Here is a 19543-nt window from a genome sequence, read left to right as displayed (position 1 = left end):
AGATGCAATCGATGACCGAGCCGCTCGGCTTTCCCGAAGGGCCGATCGCGCTGGCCGACGGCAGCGTGCTGCTGGTCGAGATCCGGTCCGGCCTGCTGACGCGCGTCGGGCCCGATGGCCGCCGGCAGACGATCGCGCACCCCGGCCCCGGCCCGAACGGTGCCGCGATCGGCCCCGACGGCGCCTGCTACGTCTGCAACGGCGGCGGCTTCGAATGGCACCCGCAGCCTGACGGCAGCGTGCGCCCGGGCCTGCAGCCGGCCGACTACGCAGGCGGCAGCATCGCCCGCGTCGACCTCGCGACCGGTGCCGCCAGCGTGCTCTACACCCACAGCGACAAGGCACCGCTGCGCGGCCCGAACGACATCGTGTTCGATGCCCACGGCGGCTTCTGGTTCACCGACATCGGCAAGCGCCGCCCGCGCGACGGCGACCATGGCGCCGTCTGCTACGCCCTGCCGGACGGCAGCGGCTGCCGCGAGGTGATCCAGCCGCTGACGACGCCGAACGGCATCGGCCTGTCGCCCGACGGAAAGCGCCTGTACGTCGCCGAGACCACGACCGGCCGCCTCTGGGCCTGGACCCTCGGCGAGCCCGGCACGATCGTGCGCGATGCGTCCTCGCTCGCGGCCCACGGCGGCACGCTGGTCGCCGGCCTGCCGGGCTACCAGCTGTTCGATTCGCTGGCGGTCGAGGCCGGCGGCAACATCTGCGTTGCGACGCTGTTCAACGGCGGCATCACGGTGATTTCGCCCGACGGTGCATCGATCGAGCATGTACCGATGCCCGACCTGTTCACCACCAACATCTGCTTCGGCGGCCCCGACATGCGCACCGCGTACATCACGCTGTCGTCCACCGGCCGGCTGGTCGCGGTGCCGTGGCCGCGGCCTGGGCTGCGGCTGAACTTCTAGGACCGTCATGGATTTCACGCTTTCGCCCCGCGCCCAGCAACTCCAGGACCAACTGCTCGCCTTCATGGAGCGCCACGTCTACCCGGCCGAGGCCCGCTTCGCCGCCGAACTCGATGCCGGCGGGCGCTGGCACGAGCCGGAGGTGATGGAGGAGCTGAAGGCGCTGGCCAGGCAGGCCGGCCTGTGGAACCTGTGCCTGCCGGACGACGGCCAGGGCGGCGGTCTCAGCAACCTCGACTACGCACCGCTGGCCGAGATCATGGGCCGCTCGCCAATAGCGCCCGAAGTCTTCAACTGCTCGCCGCCCGACAGCGGCAACATGGAGATCCTGGCGCGCTATGCCAGCCCGGCGCAGAAGGAGCGCTGGCTCGGGCCGCTGCTCGAAGGCCGCATCCGCTCCTGCTTCTCGATGACCGAGCCGGGCGTGGCGTCGTCCGATGCGACCAACATCGAGGCGCAGATCGTGCGCGACGGGGACCACTATGTGATCAACGGACGCAAGTGGTGGACCTCCGGCATCGCCGACCCGCGCTGCGCGGTGATCATCTTCATGGGCAAGAGCAACCCGACCAACCCGGACCAGTACCGCCAGCAATCGATGGTGCTGATCCCGCGCGACACGCCCGGCATCACGGTCGTGCGCAACCTGACGGTGTTCGGCTATGACGACGCGCCGCACGGCCACTCCGAGGTGCTCTACGAGAACGTGCGCGTGCCGCTCGATCACATGCTGCTCGGCGAGGACCGAGGCTTCGAACTCGCCCAGGGCCGCCTCGGCCCGGGCCGCATCCACCACTGCATGCGGCTGATCGGCCGCGCCGAGCGCTGCCTCGACCTGATGTGCCAGCGCGTCGGCCAGCGAGTCGCGTTCGGCAAGCCGATCGCGAACCAGACGGTGACGCTGGAGCGCATCGCCGAGGCGCGCGTCGCGATCGACCAGGTCCGGCTGCTGACGCTGCACGCGGCCTGGAAGATGGACGCGCACGGCATCAAGCACGCGCGCAAGGAGATCGCGATGATCAAGGTCGCCGCGCCGGCGATGGCCTGCAAAGTCATCGACTGGGCGATCCAGGCGCACGGCGCGGCCGGCGTCTCGGGCGACTTCCTGCTGGCGCGCTCGTATGCGCAGGCACGCGGCCTGCGCATCGCCGATGGCCCCGACGAAGTCCATCGCAACCAGATCGGCCGGCTCGAGCTGGCCCGCTTCAAACCCACGGCCCACTGAGCCAACCGGAGAACCCCCCATGTACATGCCGCCGAATTCCAGACTCAAGCTCGATCCGAAGGACGAATACACCCACACGCCCGAAGCCGCCGGCAACTACAACGAGAGCATGTACTTCAATGCCTTCGACTCGAAGGTCGGCATCGGTGCGTGGTTCCGCATCGGCAACCGGCCGAACGAGGGCCATGCCGAGATGAGCTGCTGCATCTACCTGCCGAACGGGAAGGTCGCCTTCATGTTCAACCGGCCGAGCATCGCGAACAACGACGCGATGGACGCGGCCGGCATGCGCTTCGACGTGGTCGAACCCTTCAAGCGGCTGCGCTGCAGCTACGAGGGCGAGTTGCTCATCATGGACGACCCGCATGCGATGGCCGACCCGAGCAAGGCGTTCAAGGCCTACCCGAAGAAGCCCGGTTCCTTCGTGCTCGACTTCGAGGGCATCTCGCCGATGCACGGCGGCGAGATCGTCACGATGGACGGCCAACCGATCGAGGTCGACCCGGAGGAGTCCGTCTACCGCGGCCACACCGAGCAGAACATGGCGGTGACCGGCCACATCACGGTCGACGGCCAGCGCCACGACTTCACCGACGGCACCGGCTACCGCGACAAGTCCTGGGGCCCGCGCCACTGGCACAGCTTCTTTTGGTACAAGTGGATTCCGGTCACCTTCGACCGCGACTTCGGCGTGCTGCTCTCGATCAAGGGCCGCCCCGAAGGCGGGCCGAACCGCATCAGCGGCAACGTGCTGCGCAACGGCGTCTACGAGCCGGTCGTCGACGGCCGCATCGAGACCGACTACGACGACGCCTGGTATCCGCGCGGCCTGACCGTCACGATGACCACCGCGCAGGGCGTCTACGTGATCGAGGGCAAGGTCCTGTCGACCGTGCCGCTGCGGCACAAGCGCAAAGGCAGCAGCGACTGGCGCACCTACACGCGTATCACCGAGAGCATGACCGAATACACCTGCAACGGCCGCACCGTGCTGGGCATGACCGAGTTCTGCGACGTGATGAACGAAGGCGTGCCGATCTCCGAAGCCGGCACGGCCAAGGCGACGGCATGAGTGCAGCGAGCAATCTGTTGATCGAGCGCGACGGCGGCGTCGCGATCCTGACGCTGAACCGGCCCAGCTCGAAGAACGCGCTCGACATCGCGCTGACCGATGCACTCGCCGGCGCGCTGCAGGAACTGCAGCGCGACGACGGCGTGCGCGCGATCGTGCTGACCGGCGCCGGCGGGGATTTCTGCGCCGGCGGCGACGTGAAGGGCATGGGCCAGGGCGGTCCGCGCAACGCCGAGCAGCGCCGAGCCGCGATGACGCGCTACCGCGAGCTGGCGCTGGCGCTGCTCGGCCTCGACAAGCCGCTCGTGGCGGCGCTCGACGGCGTCGCCTACGGCGCCGGCATGAGCATGGCGCTGACGGCCGACATCGTGCTGGTCAGCAGCCGCGTGCGCCTGGCCATGGTGTTCCACCGCATCGGCCTGGTGCCGGACGTCGGTGCCTGGTATACGCTGCCGCGCGTGGTCGGGCTGCAGCGCGCGAAGGAGTTGATCTTCTCGGCGCGCGAGGTCGGCGCCGACGAGGCGCAGCGCATCGGCCTGGCGCTCGAAGTGCTGGCGCCCGACGACCTGATGCCGCGCGCCCGCGCGATCGCGCAGAGCTTTGTCGGCGCTTCGGCGACCGCGATGAGCCTGAGCAAGAAGGCGCTGCAGTCGTCGCTGCAGAGCGAGCTCGCGACCATGCTCGACCTGGAAGCGCTGTCACAGCCGATCGCCGCGGGCAGCGACTACGCCGCCGAGGCGGTGCGCCGCTTCGGCGCCAAGGAGCCGGCGCAGTTCCGCTGGCCCGCCGCCGCACCTTCCTCCAAGACCTGATCCGAACGACACCACTTCATGATCGACTACGACAAGACCCGCGCCTGGCGCTCTGCCGACGTGCGCCATAGCTACACCTCGAAGGACACCATCCTCTATGCGCTCGGCCTGGGCATCGGTGCCGACCCGCTCGACGCGAAGCAGCTGCGCTTCACCTACGAGAAGGACCTGGTCGCGCTGCCGACGATGGCGGCGGTGCTGGCCTCGCCCGGCCCGTGGATGCGCGAGCGCACCGAGCTCGGCATCGACTTCTTCAAGCTCGTGCACGGCGAGCAGGGCGTGACGATGCACGCGCCAATGCCGGCCGCCGGCACGCTGATCGGCCGCAGCCGCGTCACGCGCATCGTCGACAAGGGCGAGGGCAAGGGCGCGGTGATGCACGTCGAGAAGGAGCTGACCGACGAGACCAGCGGCCAGCTCATCGCGAGCGCCGAGCAGGTGCTGTTCCTGCGCGGCGACGGCGGCTTTTCCAAGGGCAGCGGCGGCGACGCGCCGGCACCGGCGCCGGCCGCGATGCCCGGCGGCGCGCCCGACCTCACCATCGAGCTGCCGACGCGCCCCGATGCGGCCTTGCTGTACCGCCTCTCGGGCGACCTGAATCCCTTGCACATCGACCCCGCATTCGCTGCCAAAGCAGGCTTTCCGAAGCCGATCCTGCACGGGCTGGCCACTTACGGCATGGCGTGCGCCGCCGTGGTGCAGCAGTTCTGCGATGCCGACCCGGCGCGGCTCACGTCCATCCGCGCGCGGCTGTCGTCGCCGGTCTTTCCGGGGGAGACATTGAGCATGGACTTCTGGCGCGCCGGTGCCGGCGAGGTCGCGTTCCGTGCGCGCGTTCCGGCGCGCGACGTGGTGGTGCTGACCAACGGGCGCGCCACGCTCCGGCCATGACCCTGCCCACGATCCCGCGGACGATGCGCGCCTGGCGCGTGGAGGCGTTAAGCGAAGCCGGCACGCTGGAGCAGCGCGAGATCGCGGTGCCCACGCCGGCTGCCGACCAGTACCTGGTGCGCGTCGAGGCCGCCGGCCTGGCCTTCGGCGACACGCTGATCGTGCGTGGCAAGTACCAGGTCAAGCCGCCGCTGCCGTTCACGCCCGGTTCCGAGATCGTCGGCACCATCGTCCGCGGCGACGGCCCGCTCGCGGTCGGCACGCGCATCGCGAGTTCCTGCCAGCAGGGCGGCTTCGCCGACTACGCGGTGGCGCCGCAGAACGCGGCCTGGCCGCTCGACGCGCGCACGCCGGCCGGTGCCGCGCTCGCGCTGCGAAGCAACTTCCCGACCTCGCTGTTCGCACTGCGCCATGCCGGCCACTTGAAGGCCGGCGAGACGCTGCTGGTCCACGCCGGTGCCGGCGGCGTCGGCAGCGCCGCGGTGCAACTCGGCAAGCTGATGGGCGCGCGCGTGATCGCGACCGCCGGCGGCGCAGCCAAGGTGCAGGCCTGCCTCGATGCCGGTGCCGATGCGGCGATCGACTACCGCGACGCGGACTGGGTCGCCGAGGTCAAGCAGCTCGCGCCCGGCGGCGTCGACGTGGTCTACGACCCCGTCGGCGGCGAGACGGGGGCGCAGAGCCTGCGCTGCCTCACGTTCGGCGCGCGCTACCTGGTGATCGGCTTCGCCGGCGGCACGCTGACGGCGCTGCCGGCGAACCGCCTGCTGCTGCACAACGCGAGCGCGGTCGGCGTGCTGTGGGGCGAGGTGCGCAAGCGCGACCCGGCGTTTGCGGCCGAACTCACGCGCGAGATCTACGGCTGGCACGGCGACGGCCGCCTGCAGCTGCTGCCGGGCCGCGGCTACGGCTTCGAGCAGGCGCCCGAGGCGCTCGCGGCGCTCGACGGCCGCGCCAGTGTCGGCAAGGTTTGGCTCGAGTTCTGAGGGACGATCCATGCAGATCTTCGAAGGCCTGAAGGTGATCGACGCGGCCGGCTTCATCGCCGCGCCGGGCGCGGCGACGATCCTGTCCGACTTCGGTGCCGAGGTCATCAAGATCGAGCCGCCGGGCGAGGGCGACGGCTTCCGCAAGGTCTTCCGGATCCCGAACCAGCCGGTCTCGGAACACAACTACCTGTGGATGCAGGTCGCCCGCAACCGTCGTGCGCTCGCGCTCGACCTGAAGCAGGCCGAGGGGAGGGCGGTGCTGCACCGCCTCGCGGCGTCGGCCGACGTGCTGATCACCAACTACCCGCCGCACCAGCGCGCGCGGCTCGGCCTGGCGTGGGAGCAGATCGAGCCCCTGAATCCGCGCCTGGTCTATGCGTCGCTCACCGGCTATGGCGAGACCGGCCCCGAGGCCGACAAGCCCGGCTTCGATGCGACGACCTACTGGGCGCGCAGCGGCCTGGCCGACCTGACCCGGCCCGACCCGGACGGCCCGCCCGCGAACCCGGCCAACGGCCTGGGCGACCAGCCGACCGCAGGCATGCTGTTCGGCGCGATCGTCACCGCGCTGTACCGACGCGAGCGCACCGGCCGGGGCGGGCGAGTCACCACCTCGCTGCTGTCCAACGGTGCCTGGGCCAATGCGATGCAGATCCAGGCCGCGCTGGTCGGCGGCGACGTGGTCTACCGGCAGCCGCGCTCGCGGCCGCGCAACGCGCTGACCAATTTCTACCGCTGCGCCGATGGCCGCTGGTTCATCCTGAGCCTGATCAGCGAGGAGCGCGACTGGCCGAACTTCGCACCGCTGGTCGGTCTCGGCCACCTGCGCGACGACGTGCGCTTCGCGACGCTGGCGCAGCGGCGCGCCCATGCCGCGGAGTTGACGTTGCAGCTCGACGGCGCCTTCGCGCAGCGCGACAGCGTCGCATGGCAGGCGCTGTTCGAGGCCGCCGGCCACACGGTCGGGCTGGTCGCGCGCACCGCCGATGTCGTCACCGACGAACAGATGCGCCTGTGCGGCGCGTTGATCGAGGCAGACGGCATCCCGGGCACCGGCCTCACGGTCGACAGCCCGTTCCGCATCGACGGCGAGGCCAAGACGCGGCCGCAGCCCGCGCCCGCGGTCGGCCAGCACAGCGATGCGGTGCTGCGCGATGCCGGCTTCGACGCGGAACAGATCGCCCGGCTGCGCCAGGCCGGCGTGGTCGCCTGAACCTGCTTTCCATCACGAGAGTCCCCATGAGCTTCACCAGCACCGAGAACGTCGACGAGGTCGTCCGCATGGAACGCGTCGGCGCGCACATCGCCGTCGTCACGCTGAACCGCCCGCACGCGCGCAACGCGGTCAGCACCGCACTGACGCAGGCGCTGTCCGCGCACGTCAAGACGATCGAGGCCGACCCGACGATCCGCGTCGCGATCCTGACCGGCGCCGGCACGCAGGCCTTCTGCGCCGGCGCAGACCTGAAGGAGATGTCGGCCGGCGCGAGCTCGCGGCAGCGCTCCACGCCCGAGGGCGGCTTCGCCGGCTTCGTGTTCGCGCCGCGCAGCAAGTTGTGGATCGCCGCCGTCAATGGCGCCGCGGTCGCCGGCGGCTTCGAGCTGATGCTCGCCTGCGACATGGCGGTGGCCTCCAGCGCGGCGATCTTCGGCCTGCCCGAAGTCCAGCGCGGGCTGGCGGCGACGGCAGGCGGCATCTACCGACTGCCGCGCCGTGTGCCGCGCGGCATCGCGCTCGAGATGATCGCGACCGGCGAGCCGATCGATGCGCAACGCGCGCAGGCGCTCGGGCTGGTCAACCGCCTGGTCGCGCCCGAAGAGGTGCTGTTGGAGGCCCTGCGCATTGCCGAACGGGTGAGCCGCAATGCGCCGTTCGCCGTGGCGCTGAGCCTCGAACTCGCGCGCCGCGCGCACGAACTCGACGACGTGACGGCGCGCGGCCTGGCGCACCACGTCACCGAACGCATCCACGCGAGCGAGGACGCGAAGGAAGGCCCGCGCGCGTTCGCCGAACATCGCGAGCCGGTCTGGCAAGGCCGTTGAGAAAAGGCGGAAGCACGATGACCACCGATGCGCATGACGACCTGAAGATCCTGGCCACCGGCCTGGACTTTCCCGAGGGGCCGATCGCGATGCCCGACGGCTCGGTCGTGTTCGTCGAGATCGGCGCCGGACAACTGAGCCGATGCCGGCCGGACGGCAGCGTCGAAGCGGTCGCGAAGCCCGGCGGCGGGCCGAACGGCGCCGCGATCGGCCCCGACGGCGCCTGCTACGTCTGCAACAACGGCGGCTTCGTCTGGCACACCGACCCGAACGGCGGGCGCTATCCGCATGGCCGCGCGCCCGACTATGCCGGCGGCCGCATCGAGCGCATCGACCTGGCCACGGGCAAGGTCGAGCGGCTCTACGAGCGCACCGAGCGCGGGCCGCTCTCAGGGCCGAACGACATCGTGTTCGATGCGCACGGCGGCTTCTGGTTCACCGACCTCGGCGCGATGGGCGAGCGCGAGATCGAGCGCGGCCGCATCTGCTATGCACGCGCCGACGGCTCGATGGTCCGCGACGTGGTGGTGCCGATGCTCACGCCGAACGGCATCGGCCTCGCGCCGGACGGCAAGACGCTCTACGTGGCCGAGACCGTGACCGCGCGCGTCTGGGCCTTCGAGGTCGGCGGGCCGGGCGAGCTGGCGCTGCGGCCGTTCCCCGCGCTGACGCCGGGCACGCTGCTCTATGCGTCGAGCGTCTACTGCATGTTCGACTCGCTCGCGGTCGAGGCCAACGGCAACGTCTGCGTCGCGACCATCGGGCCGCCCGGCATCGCAGGCATCACGGTGATCTCGCCGCAGGGCGAACTGGTCGAGCGCGTTCCGATGCCCGATCGCTCGACCACCAACCTCTGCTTCGGCGGCGCCGACCTGCGCACTGCGAGCATCACGCTCTCGCGCACCGGCCGGCTCGCGCAGCTGCAGTGGGCGCGGCCCGGACTGGCATTGAACCCATGAGCGGCGCCACCGCACTGGTGCTGCGCGAGGATGCCGACGGCATCTGCACGCTGACCCTGAACCGCCCCGACAAGCTCAACGCGGTGACGCCCGCGCTGTTCACCGAACTGCGCGCGCACCTCGACGCGATCGCGGCCGACGGCGACGCGCTCGGCGTGATCGTGCTGCGCGGCGCGGGCAAGAGCTTCTGCGCCGGCCACGACCTGGCCGAGGTCGGCGCGATGGACCTGGCCTGGCTGCGGCACGAGTCGCGCACGCTCGAGATGTTCGCGCAGCTGCCGCAGATCGTGATCGCCGCGGTGCACGGCCACTGCATCACCGGCGGGCTCGAGCTCGCACTCGCGGCCGACTGGATCGTCGCGGCCGAGTCGGCACGCTTCGCCGACACGCACGGCAAATACGGCCTGGTGCCGGCCTGGGGCATGAGCCAGCGCCTGCCGCGACGGGTCGGCGCGGCGCGTGCGCTCGAGCTGATGACCACCTGCCGGCGCGTCGACGGGCACGAGGCCGAGCGCATCGGCCTCGCGAACAGCTGCATCGCCGACGACCAGTTCGACGCGGGCGTGGCCGCACTGGCGCGCGCGATCCTCGCGAACGCGCGCCACAGCAACACGGTCAACAAGCGGCTGGTGCACGACACCGACGGCATGAGCCTCGGGCAGGGCATGGCGCACGAGCTGTTCCGCTCGCCCGGATCGCAAAAGCGCGTGCCGGGCGCGCAGGCCTGATCCACACACGGGAACCGCCATGAGCATATTCAACGGGCTGAAGGTGATCGATGTCGCGAGCTACGTGGCGGCACCGGCCGCCGCCACGATCCTGTCGGACTTCGGTGCCGACGTGATCAAGATCGAGCCGCCCGAAGGCGGCGACGGCTACCGCTGGATGTCGGCGCTGCCGAACCTGCCGAAGAGCGAGCACAACTACACCTGGGCACTGGTGTCGCGCAACAAGCGCGGGCTGGCGCTCGACCTGAAATCCGCTGCCGGGCAGCGCGTGCTCCGGCGCCTGGTCGAAGCGGCCGACGTGCTGATCACCAACTACCCGCCGGACGTGCGCGCCAAGCTCGGGCTCGACCATGCGACGCTCGCCGCGCTGAACCCCCGCCTGATCCATGCCGCCGTCAGCGGCTACGGCGAGACCGGGCCCGATGCGAATCAGCTCGGCTTCGACGCCACCGCGTATTTCGCGCGCTCCGGCCTGACCGACGTCACGCGCCCGCACGAGCACGCGGCGCCGGTCTCGCCGGCGCTGGCGCAGGGCGATGGCCCGACCGCCGCCATGCTGTACGGCGCGATCGTCACCGCGCTCTACCAGCGCGAGCGCACCGGCCAGGGCGCCGGCGTGACGACCTCGCTGCTGGCGAACGGAATCTGGTCGAACGGCCCGATGGTGCAGGCCGCCCTGTGCGGCGCCGAGATCCGCTACCGCTGGCCGCGCGAGGCGCCGCGCAGCGCGCTCAGCAACGTCTACGCGTGCCGCGACGGGCGCTGGTTCCAGATCGCGATGACGGCCGAGGACAAGCTCTGGCCGCGGCTGGTCGAGCTGCTCGGGCTCGAGGCGCTGGCGCAGGACCCGCGCTTCGCCGCGCTGCCCGAGCGGCGTGCCAACGCGCCTGCGTTGACGGCCGAGTTCGACCGCGTGTTCGCGACCCGCGATGCGGCCGACTGGCTCGCGCGTTTCGAAGGCCGCGGCTTCACGGTCTCGGTCGTCACGCGCCTGGCCGACGTGCCGAACGACGCGCAGGCCGTGCATGCCGGCGCAATCGTGCCGGCCGACGGCATCGGCGGCACCGACCGTACGGTCGACAGCCCGTTCCGCATCGCCGGCATCGACAAGGTGCGGCCGCGTCGCGCGCCCGAACTCGGCGAACACAGCGACGAGGTACTGCGCGAGCACGGCTTCGATGCCGCCGAGATCGCCGCGCTGCGGCGCGACCGCGTGGTGGCCGGATGAGCCTGCCCGACGCGCTCGCGCGACGCCTCGCGCTGCCGCTCGTGGCCGCGCCGATGCTGAAGGCGTCGCGGCCCGAACTCGTGATTGCGGCGTGCCGGCAGGGCGTGATCGGCGCCTTCCCGACCGCCAACGCCAGTGGCGCCGAAGGCCTGGACGCATGGCTCACGCGGATCCAGTCCGCCCTCGGGCCGGACGATGCGCCGTGCTGCGCCAACATCATCGTCCACCGCTCGCCCGAGGCGCTTGCCGCCGACATCGATGCGGTGCGGCGGCATCGCGTCGAGCTGGTCATCACCAGCGTCGGCTCGCCGGCGCCGGTGCTCGCGCCGCTGCACGCGGCCGGCTGCACCGTTTTCGCCGATGTGGGCACTCTCGCGCATGCAAAGAAGGCGGTGCAGGCCGGCGTCGACGGCCTGGTGCTGCTGAGTGCCGGTGCCGGCGGGCAGACCGGCTGGCTCAACGGCCTCGCCTTCATCCGGGCGGTGCGCGCGTTCTTCGAGGGCCCGATCGTGCTCGCGGGCGGCATCGCCGACGGGTGGGCGCTCTGGGCTGCGCAGGCCGCGGGCGCCGACCTGGCCTACATGGGCACCAGGTTCATCGCCACCGAAGAGAGCGGCGCCACGCCCGCGTACCGCCGGATGCTGGTGGACTCCAGCCTCGACGACGTGCTGCTGACGCGCGCCTTCACCGGCCTGCGCACCAGCATGCTGCGGCCTTCGATCCTCGCGGCCGGCCTCGATCCGGAGTCGCTCGACGAGCAGGCGACGCCCGAGCAGACCAAAGCCTTGTTCAGTGCCTCGCGCTCGACCTTCGACAATGCCGGCGCGCCGGCCGGCCCGCAACGCTGGCGCGACATCTGGAGCGCCGGGCATTCGGTGAGCGGCGTGGATCACATCGAGCCGGTGGCCGAACTGATTGCCCGCACGCGCGCCGAGTACGTCGCGGCAATGGCACACGCACGGGCACTGATCGACCGCTTCGGGGCCGAATAGGCGGCAACGCCTTCAGGCATGCGGCGCGCGCGGACCCCGGCGCCGGCGGAACTCACCGGCCTCGCCACATGCGACCCAGGGTTTTCACCGAATATCACTAATCAATGGTTGAACCAGACTATGGCCAACCACAAAGAAGGCCATCGATGAGATATCTGCACCGCCGAGATTTCACGCACCGCGCCCTCGCTGCCGCCGCTTTGCCCCTGTTGCCCGCGGTTGCACGCGCCCAGGCCGACTGGCCGTCCCGGCCGCTGCGCATCGTGGTCCCGTCGCAGGCCGGCACGTCGGTGGACAACCTGGCGCGCATCTATTCCGAGCACCTGAAGACGGCCCTCAACCAGACCGTCGTCGTCGACAACCGGCCCGGCGCGAACCAGACCATCGGCATCTCGGCCGTCACCTCGTCGCCGGCGGACGGGTACACGTTGCTGCAGGCCTCGACCGAACTGGTGCGCGTGCCGCTGCTCTATACGAGCATGAAGTACGACCCGTTCGAGCTGTTCGTGCCGGTGTCGCAGATGGCCAGCACCAGCAGCCTGCTGTGCGTGCACAGTTCGCTCGGGGTGCGCACGATGCAGGAGTTCATCGAGTACGCGAAGAAGTCGCCCGTGCCGATCAACTACGGCACGCCGGGCAACGGATCGGCGACGCACGTGTACATGGAGGTCCTGGCTCAACATGCGGGCTTCAAGGTCTCGCACATCGCGTACCGCGGCGAAACCGCGCTGGCACCGGATCTCGCGACCGGCCGCCTGGATGCAGGCTGGCTCACTGGCGTGCTGACCAAGCAGTTCCAGAAGGACATCCGGCCGCTGATGTCGGTGAGCGTGCGCAAGCGCCTCACCAACTTCCCCGACGTGCCGACCGGCTACGAACTCAAGATCCCCGGCATGGACGTCGAGGGCTTCGTCGGCTTCTTCATGCTGAAGGGAACGCCGTCGCCCATCGTCGACCGGCTCTCGACCGAGATCGAACGCATCACCGCGCGACCCGAGGTGCGCGATCAGATCCTCAGCTACGCGCTGGAGGTGCCGGCCGTGACCACGCGCGTGCAGTTCGCCACGGTCATGAAGACCTCGGCCGACGAATGGGCCAAGGTGATCCGCCAGTCGGGCGTGAAGGTGGAATAGGGCGCGGCGCCACGCGCCCTACCGGTGCCGCCACTGCGCGGGCGTTTCTCGGCGAGGGCGTTCATTCCTTGCTGATCCTTCGTTCGCGCACGACCTCGCTCCACTGCCGCGATTCCTCGGTCGCCATGGCCGCGAAGGCGGCGCTGCCGATGCTGGAAGGCTGCACGCCGATGTTGCCGAGGATGGTGCGCGTCTCCGGCGTGGCCAATGCCTGCAGCAGCGCCTGCTCGAGCCGGCCGAGCACGGCGGGGTCGGTCTTCGATGGCGCCAGCAGGCCGAACCAGGCGTCGAGCGCGAAACCGGGCAGCGCGGCATCGATGGTCGGCACGCCGGGCACCAGCGGCGTCGGCTTCGCGGCCGCGACGCCGAGCAGCCGGATGCGCCCGGCATCGGCCTGGCCCTTCAGCCCGGCGTTCAGCGTGGTCATGACGCACGCGACCTCGCCGGAGGTGATCGCCTGCTGGGCCGGTCCGCCGCCGGTGTAGGGCACGTGCAGCAGCTTGATGCCGGCCTCGCGCGCGAAACTCTCCATCGCCAGGTGCCCGAGCGAGCCGACGCCGCCGGCCGACGCATAGGCGAGCGGCTGGGCCTGCTGTTTCGCGTAGTCGATCAGGCCTTTGACGTCGGTGGCCGGGATGGCCGCGTTGCAGATCAGCACCAGCGGCGAGACCGCCGCCACCACCAGCGGTTTCAGGTCGGCCATCGTGTAGCCGGTGTCGCGCGAGATCAGCGGGTTGATCAGCACCGCGTTGTTGTTGAGCAGCAGCGTGTTGCCGTCCGGCTTGCTGCGCGCCACGAAGGCCGAGCCGACCGAGCCCGCGGCGCCCGGTTTGTATTCGACGACCACGGTACGGCCGAGCAGCTTCTGCAGCGGCTGCTGCAATGCACGCGCGACGCCGTCGTTGGTGCCGCCGGGCGGTGTCGGCACGATGATGTGCAGCGGCCCCGCGTCGTCGGCCCGCGCGAGCGGAACGGCGAGCGCGGCCAGCAGGCCGAGCGTGGTGCGACGGGAAATCGAGGTGTTGGAGGTGTTCAAGGCGAAGGCTCCTGTTCGGTGGGCGTGAGCGGGCCGTCCGCGTAGAGGCGGATCGGGGTTGAGAGGCCGCCGACCGTGTGCCCCTGGCTGACCAGCAGCCGCAGCAACGAGGTCAGCAGGCCGATCATCGGCATCGGCGCGAGCGACGCGCGGCCGAGGTCGAGCGCGATCTCCATGTCCTTCAGCGCAATCAGCGTCGAGCCGATCAGCTCGCCGCTCAGCATGGCCGGCGCGCAGCGGCGCAGTACGGTCGAGTCGGCGAAGCCGCCTTCGATCGCCTCGGGGAACCGTGCGACGTCGAGGCCCGAGCGCGCGGCCAGGTTCAGCGCCTCGGCCAGCACGGCGGCAGTGCCGAAGCTGATCATCTGGTTGCAGGCCTTCGCGATCTGGCCGCTGCCGGCCGGGCCGAGATGGGTCAGCTTGGCGGCGAAGGACAGCACGACCGGGCGGATGTGTTCGATGTCCGCCGCCGCGCCGCCGGCCAGCACCGACAGCGTGCCGGCGCGGGCACCGGCCACGCCGCCGGACACCGGTGCGTCGACCCAGGCGCCGCCGCAGTCCGCGGCGAACCGTGCGGCAAGGCGACGCGCGTCAGCCGGGTGGATGGTCGAATGATCGGCCACGACCAGGCCGGCGCGGGCGCCATGCGCGATGCCCTCGTCGCCGAACACGAGTTGTTCTACGGCAGCGCCGTCGGTCACGCAGAGGCACAGCAAGTCGACCGAACGCGCCAGCGCGGCCGGGCTCGCGGCGCGCTGCGCGCCCGCATCGACCAGCGCCTGGGACTTGGCCGGATCGCGGTTCCACACCTGCAGGGCGAAGCCGGCATCGAGGATGCGCCGCGCCATCGGCGCCCCGATCGCGCCGAGGCCGGCGAAGCCGACGCGCAATGCGGCGGTGTCCGTGTCGCGCTTCATGCCGTGCCGCGCACCGCGTCGAGCACGCCACCTTCGCGCAGCGCCTCGAAGCGATCGGCACCGAACCATGCCGACAGCGTGGCGAGCGCCGCCGTGCGATCGGCCTTGTGCGGCGCACGCACCGGCCCCGCGGGCGTGCGGCTGAAACGCGGTGCGGGGGCCGGCTGCGGCACGCCGTCGACCTCGACGATCGCGCCGCGTGTGGCCATGTGCGGGTGCGACGCGACCTCGTCCATCGCGAGCACCGGTGCGAAGCAGGCGTCGCTGCCTTCGAGCAGCGCGCACCACTGCGCGCGGGTGCGGGTCTCGAAGCGCGCCGTCAACAGTTCGTGCAGCGCCGGCCAGTTGCTGCGGTCCCAGCGATCGGGCACGCGCTGTTCGGGAATCTCCAGGCGCCGCAGCAGTTCGTCGAAGAAGCGCGTCTCGACCGCCGCGACCGACACCCACTCGCCGTCGGCGCATCGGTAGACGTTGTAGAACGGCGCGCCGCCGTCGCCGACGTTGCTGCCGCGCGCGGTGCTCACCAGGCCGGCGGCAAGGCTGCCGTACTGCATCGTCAGCAACGACAGTGCGCCGTCGACGATGCCGGCATCCACGACCTGGCCGCGGCCCGATCGGCGGGCTTCGAACAGTGCCGCCATGAGGCCGAACGCGAGGTACAGCGAGCCGCCGCCGAAGTCGCCGACCAGGTTCATCGGGATCGTCGGCGGCTCGCCGCGCCGCCCGATCGCATGCAACGCGCCAGTCAACGCAATGTAGTTGGCGTCGTGGCCGGCGGCCTGTGCGAGCGGGCCGTGCTGGCCCCAGCCGGTCATGCGGCCATAGACCAGCCGCGGGTTGCGTGCGAGGCAGGGCGCGGGGCCGAGTTCGAGGCGCTCCATCACGCCGGGGCGGAAGCCCTCGATCAGCGCGTCGGCGTCGGCGACGATCTCCATTGCCGCAGCGCGGCCAGCGGCGCTCTTCAAGTCGAGCGCGAGCGGCTCCCGATTGCGCTGCAGCAGGTCGTGGCGCAGTTGCCGCTTCATGCCGAGTTCGACCGCCTCGGTGCGCTCGATGCGCAGCACCGTCGCGCCCTGGTCGGCCAACAGCATCGCGGCCATCGGCGCCGGGCCGAGGCCGGCGAACTCGACGACTTTCAGGCCGGCCAGCGGGCCGGAACGGGACGGGGTCATATGTTGCTCCAGTCGCAGGGTTTATTCGGCACCCGCCGGATTGTATGTTGGTCCAACCATTGATAACATGGGGCGATCCCGAATGCGACCCCGGCCGGGTCTGGAGTTCCGATGCCGTTCCCGAAGTATCTTTTTGCCGTCCTGCCGACGTTCGATCGCCGCGACGCCGTGGCGCGGTGACGGTCGACCTCGCAGCGATCGACGGTCTGCGGCTGACCCGCCGCCAGACCCTGACGCCGCGCGACGTGATGCTCTATGCGCTCGGCGTCGGCCTCGGTGCCGACCCGCTCGACGAGCAGCAACTGCGCTACGTGCACGAAGACGGCTTGAAGGCGCTGCCGACGCTGGCGATCACGCTCACGTACCCGCCGCTGCTCGCAGCCTACGAGGCGGCCGGAATCGTGCCGCACCGCGTGCTGCACGGCGAACAGCGCTTCCAGCTGCACCGGCCGCTGCCGGTCGAGGCCGAACTGGAAGGCGAAACCCGCGTGGTGCATCGGCTCGACAAGGGCCCGGGCCGCGGGCTCCTGATCTACTACCGCACCGAGATCCGCGACGCGGGCAGCGGCGAGGCATTGGCGACGCTCACCTCGAGCAGCTTCTGCGTCGACGAGGGCGGACGCGGCGGCGACGAGGGCGCTGCGCCGATCGTGCGCCAGGCGATCCCCGCGCGCTACCCCGACGGCACGTGCGCGCTCGCGACGCTGCCGCAGGCTGCGCTGATCTATCGCTTGTCGGGCGACTGGAATGCGTTGCACGCGGTGCCGGCCGTGGCCCGCGCTGCGGGTTTCGAACGCCCGATCCTGCATGGCCGCTGCAGCTTTGGCGTGGCCGGCCACGCGATCCTGCGCAGTGTCTGCGGCTACGACGCGACACGGCTGCAATCGATGACGGCGCGCTTCACCGCGCCCGTTTACCCCGGCGAGACGCTGCGCACCGACCATTGGCACGTGCCGGAGGGCGTTGTCTTCCGCACCGTCGTTGTCGAGCGCAACGTCGTCGCGCTCGACAACGGATTCGCCGCCATTTCATGAACCACACGGAGCACCCATGACCGATTCCCGATCAGATCCTCAGACCGACCCCCTGCACGGCATCCGCGTGCTCGACTTCACCATCATGATGGCGGGGCCGTACTGCACGCGCTTCCTGGCCGACATGGGCGCCGACGTGATCAAGATCGAAGCGCCCGAGGGCGACTACATCCGCCAGCGCGAGCCACTGCGCGAAGGCCACAGCGCCTACTTCGGGCATTTGAACGCCGGCAAGCGCAGCGTCTGCCTCGACCTCAAGGACCCGGCGTCGCTCGCGGCGGTCAAGAAGCTGGTGACGACCTGCGATGTGCTGGTCGAGAACTTCCGTCCCGGCGCGATGCAGCGCCTCGGCCTGGGCTACGACGCGCTGAAGGCGCTGAACCCGCGCCTGGTCTACTGCTCGATCTCGGGCTTCGGCCAGACGGGGCCGGATGCCCAGCGCGCGGCCTACGCGCAGATCGTGCAGGCGGCGTCGGGCTTCGAGATGGCGCATGCCGGCTACCAGGGCGAAGAGCACGACGAGAAGCGGCCGGCCAATTCCGCGATCTTCACGGCCGACGTGCTGGGCGCGTTGTTCGCGTATTCCGGCATCCTGGCCGCGCTGAACCAGCGCCACGCCACCGGCCTGGGCCAGCATGTCGACACGACCTTGTTCGAGAGCATGCTGCTGCTGATGCCCTACGAGGTGCAGGAGGCCCAGTTCCCGGCGCCGAAGCGCCGGCCGGTCTATCCGCCGCTGAAGGCGAGCGACGGCTACCTGATGCTGGCGGCGGTGTCGCCGCGCAACTTCGAGGCGCTGCTCGACGCGATAGGCTTCGATGGCTGGCGCGACGACCCGATGCTCGCCACCGACCGCGGCCGGCAGCAGAACTGGAGCGCGGTGATGGCGCGGGTCGAGGGCTGGACCTCGGCGCGCACGGCGGCCGAATGCCTGCGCGTGATCGGCGGTGCCGGCGTGCCCATCACACGCTACGCCAGCGTGCGCGAGGCGATCGCCGAGCCTCAATTCGCGCACCGCGGCAGCCTGGCGACGGTGCACGACGGCGCCGGCGACTACCGCGTGCCGAACCTGCCGTTCAAGTTCTCCGGCGCACACATCGGCGTGCGGCCGCAGGTGCCGGCGCTCGGCGAGCACACGCAGCAGGTGCTCGACGAGATCGCGCGCATGGGCAAGGCCTAGGGCCTGCTGACGGGCTCTAGGCCAGCAGCAGCTTCGCGATCATGTTGCGGTGGATCTCGGACGCGCCTTCGTAGATGCGCAGCACGCGAAGGTCGCGGTAGACGCGCTCGACGATGGTGCCGTGGCAGTAGCCCGAGCCGCCGAAGATCTGCAGCGCCTTGTCGGCGACGCGGCATGCCGCCTCGGTGCAGATCACCTTCACCATCGAGGCCTTGAGCCGCGCGTCCTCGCCGCGCTCGGCGCGCCAGACCGCCTCCCACAGCACCATGCGCGCGGCATGCAGGTCCATCGCCATGTCGGCGATCATGTGCTGGATCGCCTGGTGTTCGCCGAGGGCCTGGCCGAAGGTGACGCGCGTCTTGGCGTGTTCGATCGCCTGTTCGAGCGCGATCGTCGCCGGCCCGAGCGCCTGGCAGCCGACGTTGAGCCGTCCTTCGTTCATGCCGGTCATGGCGTAGCGCAACCCGCGGCCTTCCTCGCCGAGCAGGTGCGTGGCCGGGATGCGGCAATCGGTGAAGCTGATCTCGCACAGGCTCTCGTCCATCCAGCCCATCGTCTTCATCGCGCGGTCGACCCTGAAGCCCAGCGTCGTGGTGTCGAGCAGGAAGGCCGAGATGCCGTTCTTGCCCTTGCTGCGGTCGGTCGATGCGAGCACCGTGATCGAGTGCGCGTGGTTGGCGTTCGAGATGAAGGTCTTGCTGCCGTTCAGCACGTAGTGATCACCGTCGCGCACGGCAGTCGTCGACATCTTCGCGGCGTCCGAGCCCGCATGCGGCTCGGTGATGGCGATGCAGTTGCGCGAGGTGCCCGCCGCGATGCCCGGCAGCCATTGCTGCTTGATCTCCTCGGAGCCCTCGTCGACGATGATGTGCACGCCCGGTCCGAGCGCGGAGCGCACGAACGGCCAGAACTGCGGCGGCAGGCGTGCCAGCTCGAGCTGGATCGCGGTGCTGGTAATGCGGTCGAGCGGCGTGCCCCCGTATTCGTCGGGAATCGACATGCCGTAGAAGCCCATCTCGCGCAGCGCGGTCTCGACCTCGTCGGGCACGATGCCGGTTTCGACGTACTTGGGCTCCAGCTTGAGCAGGCGCTCGACGACATCGCGCGTGGCTGTCTGCATTTCCGCAGCGTCGGGGGGCAGGTTGAAATCCATGGAACAGTCTGGGATGATTGGTTGGACCTTTGAATGTATTTGCGCCCACGGGGACTGTCAAGCCG

19 protein-coding genes are annotated in these 19543 nt (G+C 70.6%); 15 read left to right on the top strand and 4 right to left on the bottom strand.

Features of this window, described 5'->3' with window-relative positions:
• Positions 1-2: 2 nt before the first annotated feature.
• From AC3A6Y_RS31495 to AC3A6Y_RS31435, 13 genes are all read left to right on the top strand, one after another.
• Positions 3-914 carry an SMP-30/gluconolactonase/LRE family protein gene (locus AC3A6Y_RS31495; protein ID WP_487872150.1) on the top strand — a complete coding sequence of 304 codons (912 nt, stop codon included), beginning with the start codon at positions 3-5 and terminating at the stop codon, positions 912-914.
• A 7-nt stretch (positions 915-921) separates the two neighbouring features.
• Entirely contained in the window at positions 922-2139 is a 1218-nt protein-coding gene (locus AC3A6Y_RS31490; protein ID WP_487872149.1) for an acyl-CoA dehydrogenase family protein, read from the top strand.
• A gap of 19 nt (positions 2140-2158) precedes the next feature.
• On the top strand, positions 2159-3211 hold the full coding sequence (locus AC3A6Y_RS31485) for a DUF7064 domain-containing protein (protein ID WP_487872148.1): 1053 nt from the start codon (positions 2159-2161) through the stop codon (positions 3209-3211).
• Positions 3208-4023: an enoyl-CoA hydratase/isomerase family protein gene (locus AC3A6Y_RS31480; RefSeq protein WP_487872147.1), complete on the top strand. Its 816-nt coding sequence runs from the start codon at positions 3208-3210 to the stop codon at positions 4021-4023. The genes AC3A6Y_RS31485 and AC3A6Y_RS31480 overlap by 4 nt, the downstream gene beginning before the upstream one ends.
• 18 nt (positions 4024-4041) lie before the next feature.
• Positions 4042-4914 (top strand): MaoC/PaaZ C-terminal domain-containing protein, encoded by an 873-nt coding sequence (locus tag AC3A6Y_RS31475; protein WP_487872146.1) that lies wholly within the window; start codon positions 4042-4044, stop codon positions 4912-4914.
• Positions 4911-5900 (top strand): NADPH:quinone oxidoreductase family protein, encoded by a 990-nt coding sequence (locus AC3A6Y_RS31470; RefSeq protein ID WP_487872145.1) that lies wholly within the window; start codon positions 4911-4913, stop codon positions 5898-5900. Before AC3A6Y_RS31475 ends, AC3A6Y_RS31470 begins: the two co-directional genes overlap by 4 nt.
• A 10-nt stretch (positions 5901-5910) precedes the next feature.
• On the top strand, positions 5911-7116 hold the full coding sequence (locus AC3A6Y_RS31465; protein ID WP_487872144.1) for a CaiB/BaiF CoA transferase family protein: 1206 nt from the start codon (positions 5911-5913) through the stop codon (positions 7114-7116).
• Positions 7117-7142: 26 nt separating this feature from the next.
• Complete coding sequence (locus AC3A6Y_RS31460) at positions 7143-7946, top strand: enoyl-CoA hydratase-related protein (RefSeq protein WP_487872143.1); 804 nt, start codon at positions 7143-7145, stop codon at positions 7944-7946.
• Between the two features lie 17 nt (positions 7947-7963).
• Positions 7964-8905: an SMP-30/gluconolactonase/LRE family protein gene (locus tag AC3A6Y_RS31455; RefSeq protein ID WP_487872142.1), complete on the top strand. Its 942-nt coding sequence runs from the start codon at positions 7964-7966 to the stop codon at positions 8903-8905.
• Positions 8902-9633, top strand: a complete 732-nt coding sequence (locus AC3A6Y_RS31450) for an enoyl-CoA hydratase/isomerase family protein (protein WP_487872141.1) — start codon at positions 8902-8904, stop codon at positions 9631-9633. The genes AC3A6Y_RS31455 and AC3A6Y_RS31450 overlap by 4 nt, the downstream gene beginning before the upstream one ends.
• A gap of 19 nt (positions 9634-9652) precedes the next feature.
• Positions 9653-10861 (top strand): CaiB/BaiF CoA transferase family protein, encoded by a 1209-nt coding sequence (locus AC3A6Y_RS31445; RefSeq protein ID WP_487872140.1) that lies wholly within the window; start codon positions 9653-9655, stop codon positions 10859-10861.
• Positions 10858-11853, top strand: a complete 996-nt coding sequence (locus AC3A6Y_RS31440) for an NAD(P)H-dependent flavin oxidoreductase (RefSeq protein WP_487872139.1) — start codon at positions 10858-10860, stop codon at positions 11851-11853. Before AC3A6Y_RS31445 ends, AC3A6Y_RS31440 begins: the two co-directional genes overlap by 4 nt.
• 146 nt (positions 11854-11999) lie before the next feature.
• Positions 12000-12986, top strand: coding sequence for a Bug family tripartite tricarboxylate transporter substrate binding protein (locus tag AC3A6Y_RS31435; protein ID WP_487872138.1), 987 nt, complete (start codon positions 12000-12002; stop codon positions 12984-12986).
• A 61-nt stretch (positions 12987-13047) separates the two neighbouring features.
• On the opposite strand, the gene AC3A6Y_RS31430 is transcribed toward AC3A6Y_RS31435, so the two are convergent.
• From AC3A6Y_RS31430 to AC3A6Y_RS31420, 3 genes are read right to left on the bottom strand one after another with little or no spacing between them, the layout of a single operon-like run.
• Entirely contained in the window at positions 13048-14022 is a 975-nt protein-coding gene (locus AC3A6Y_RS31430) for a tripartite tricarboxylate transporter substrate binding protein (protein ID WP_487872137.1), read from the bottom strand.
• A complete protein-coding gene (locus AC3A6Y_RS31425; protein ID WP_487872136.1) occupies positions 14019-14939 on the bottom strand; it encodes an NAD(P)-dependent oxidoreductase in 921 nt (306 codons plus the stop codon). Before AC3A6Y_RS31425 ends, AC3A6Y_RS31430 begins: the two co-directional genes overlap by 4 nt.
• The gene (locus AC3A6Y_RS31420; RefSeq protein WP_487872135.1) at positions 14936-16111 is read right to left on the bottom strand and encodes a CaiB/BaiF CoA transferase family protein; all 1176 of its coding nucleotides are present in this window, start codon (positions 16109-16111) and stop codon (positions 14936-14938) included. Before AC3A6Y_RS31420 ends, AC3A6Y_RS31425 begins: the two co-directional genes overlap by 4 nt.
• 176 nt (positions 16112-16287) lie before the next feature.
• Between AC3A6Y_RS31420 and AC3A6Y_RS31415 the strand changes: the two genes are divergently transcribed.
• Positions 16288-17145 carry a MaoC family dehydratase gene (locus AC3A6Y_RS31415; RefSeq protein WP_487872134.1) on the top strand — a complete coding sequence of 286 codons (858 nt, stop codon included), beginning with the start codon at positions 16288-16290 and terminating at the stop codon, positions 17143-17145.
• A 16-nt stretch (positions 17146-17161) separates the two neighbouring features.
• Positions 17162-18325, top strand: a complete 1164-nt coding sequence (locus tag AC3A6Y_RS31410) for a CaiB/BaiF CoA transferase family protein (protein ID WP_487872133.1) — start codon at positions 17162-17164, stop codon at positions 18323-18325.
• 16 nt (positions 18326-18341) lie between these two features.
• On the opposite strand, the gene AC3A6Y_RS31405 is transcribed toward AC3A6Y_RS31410, so the two are convergent.
• Positions 18342-19478: an acyl-CoA dehydrogenase family protein gene (locus AC3A6Y_RS31405; RefSeq protein ID WP_487872132.1), complete on the bottom strand. Its 1137-nt coding sequence runs from the start codon at positions 19476-19478 to the stop codon at positions 18342-18344.
• Positions 19479-19543 lie beyond the last annotated feature (65 nt).

This window comes from Variovorax sp. Soil_C_17, assembly GCF_057657265.1.
The sequence above is the reverse complement of the archived record's forward strand: the minus strand, read 5'-3'. Positions and strand labels throughout refer to the sequence as shown.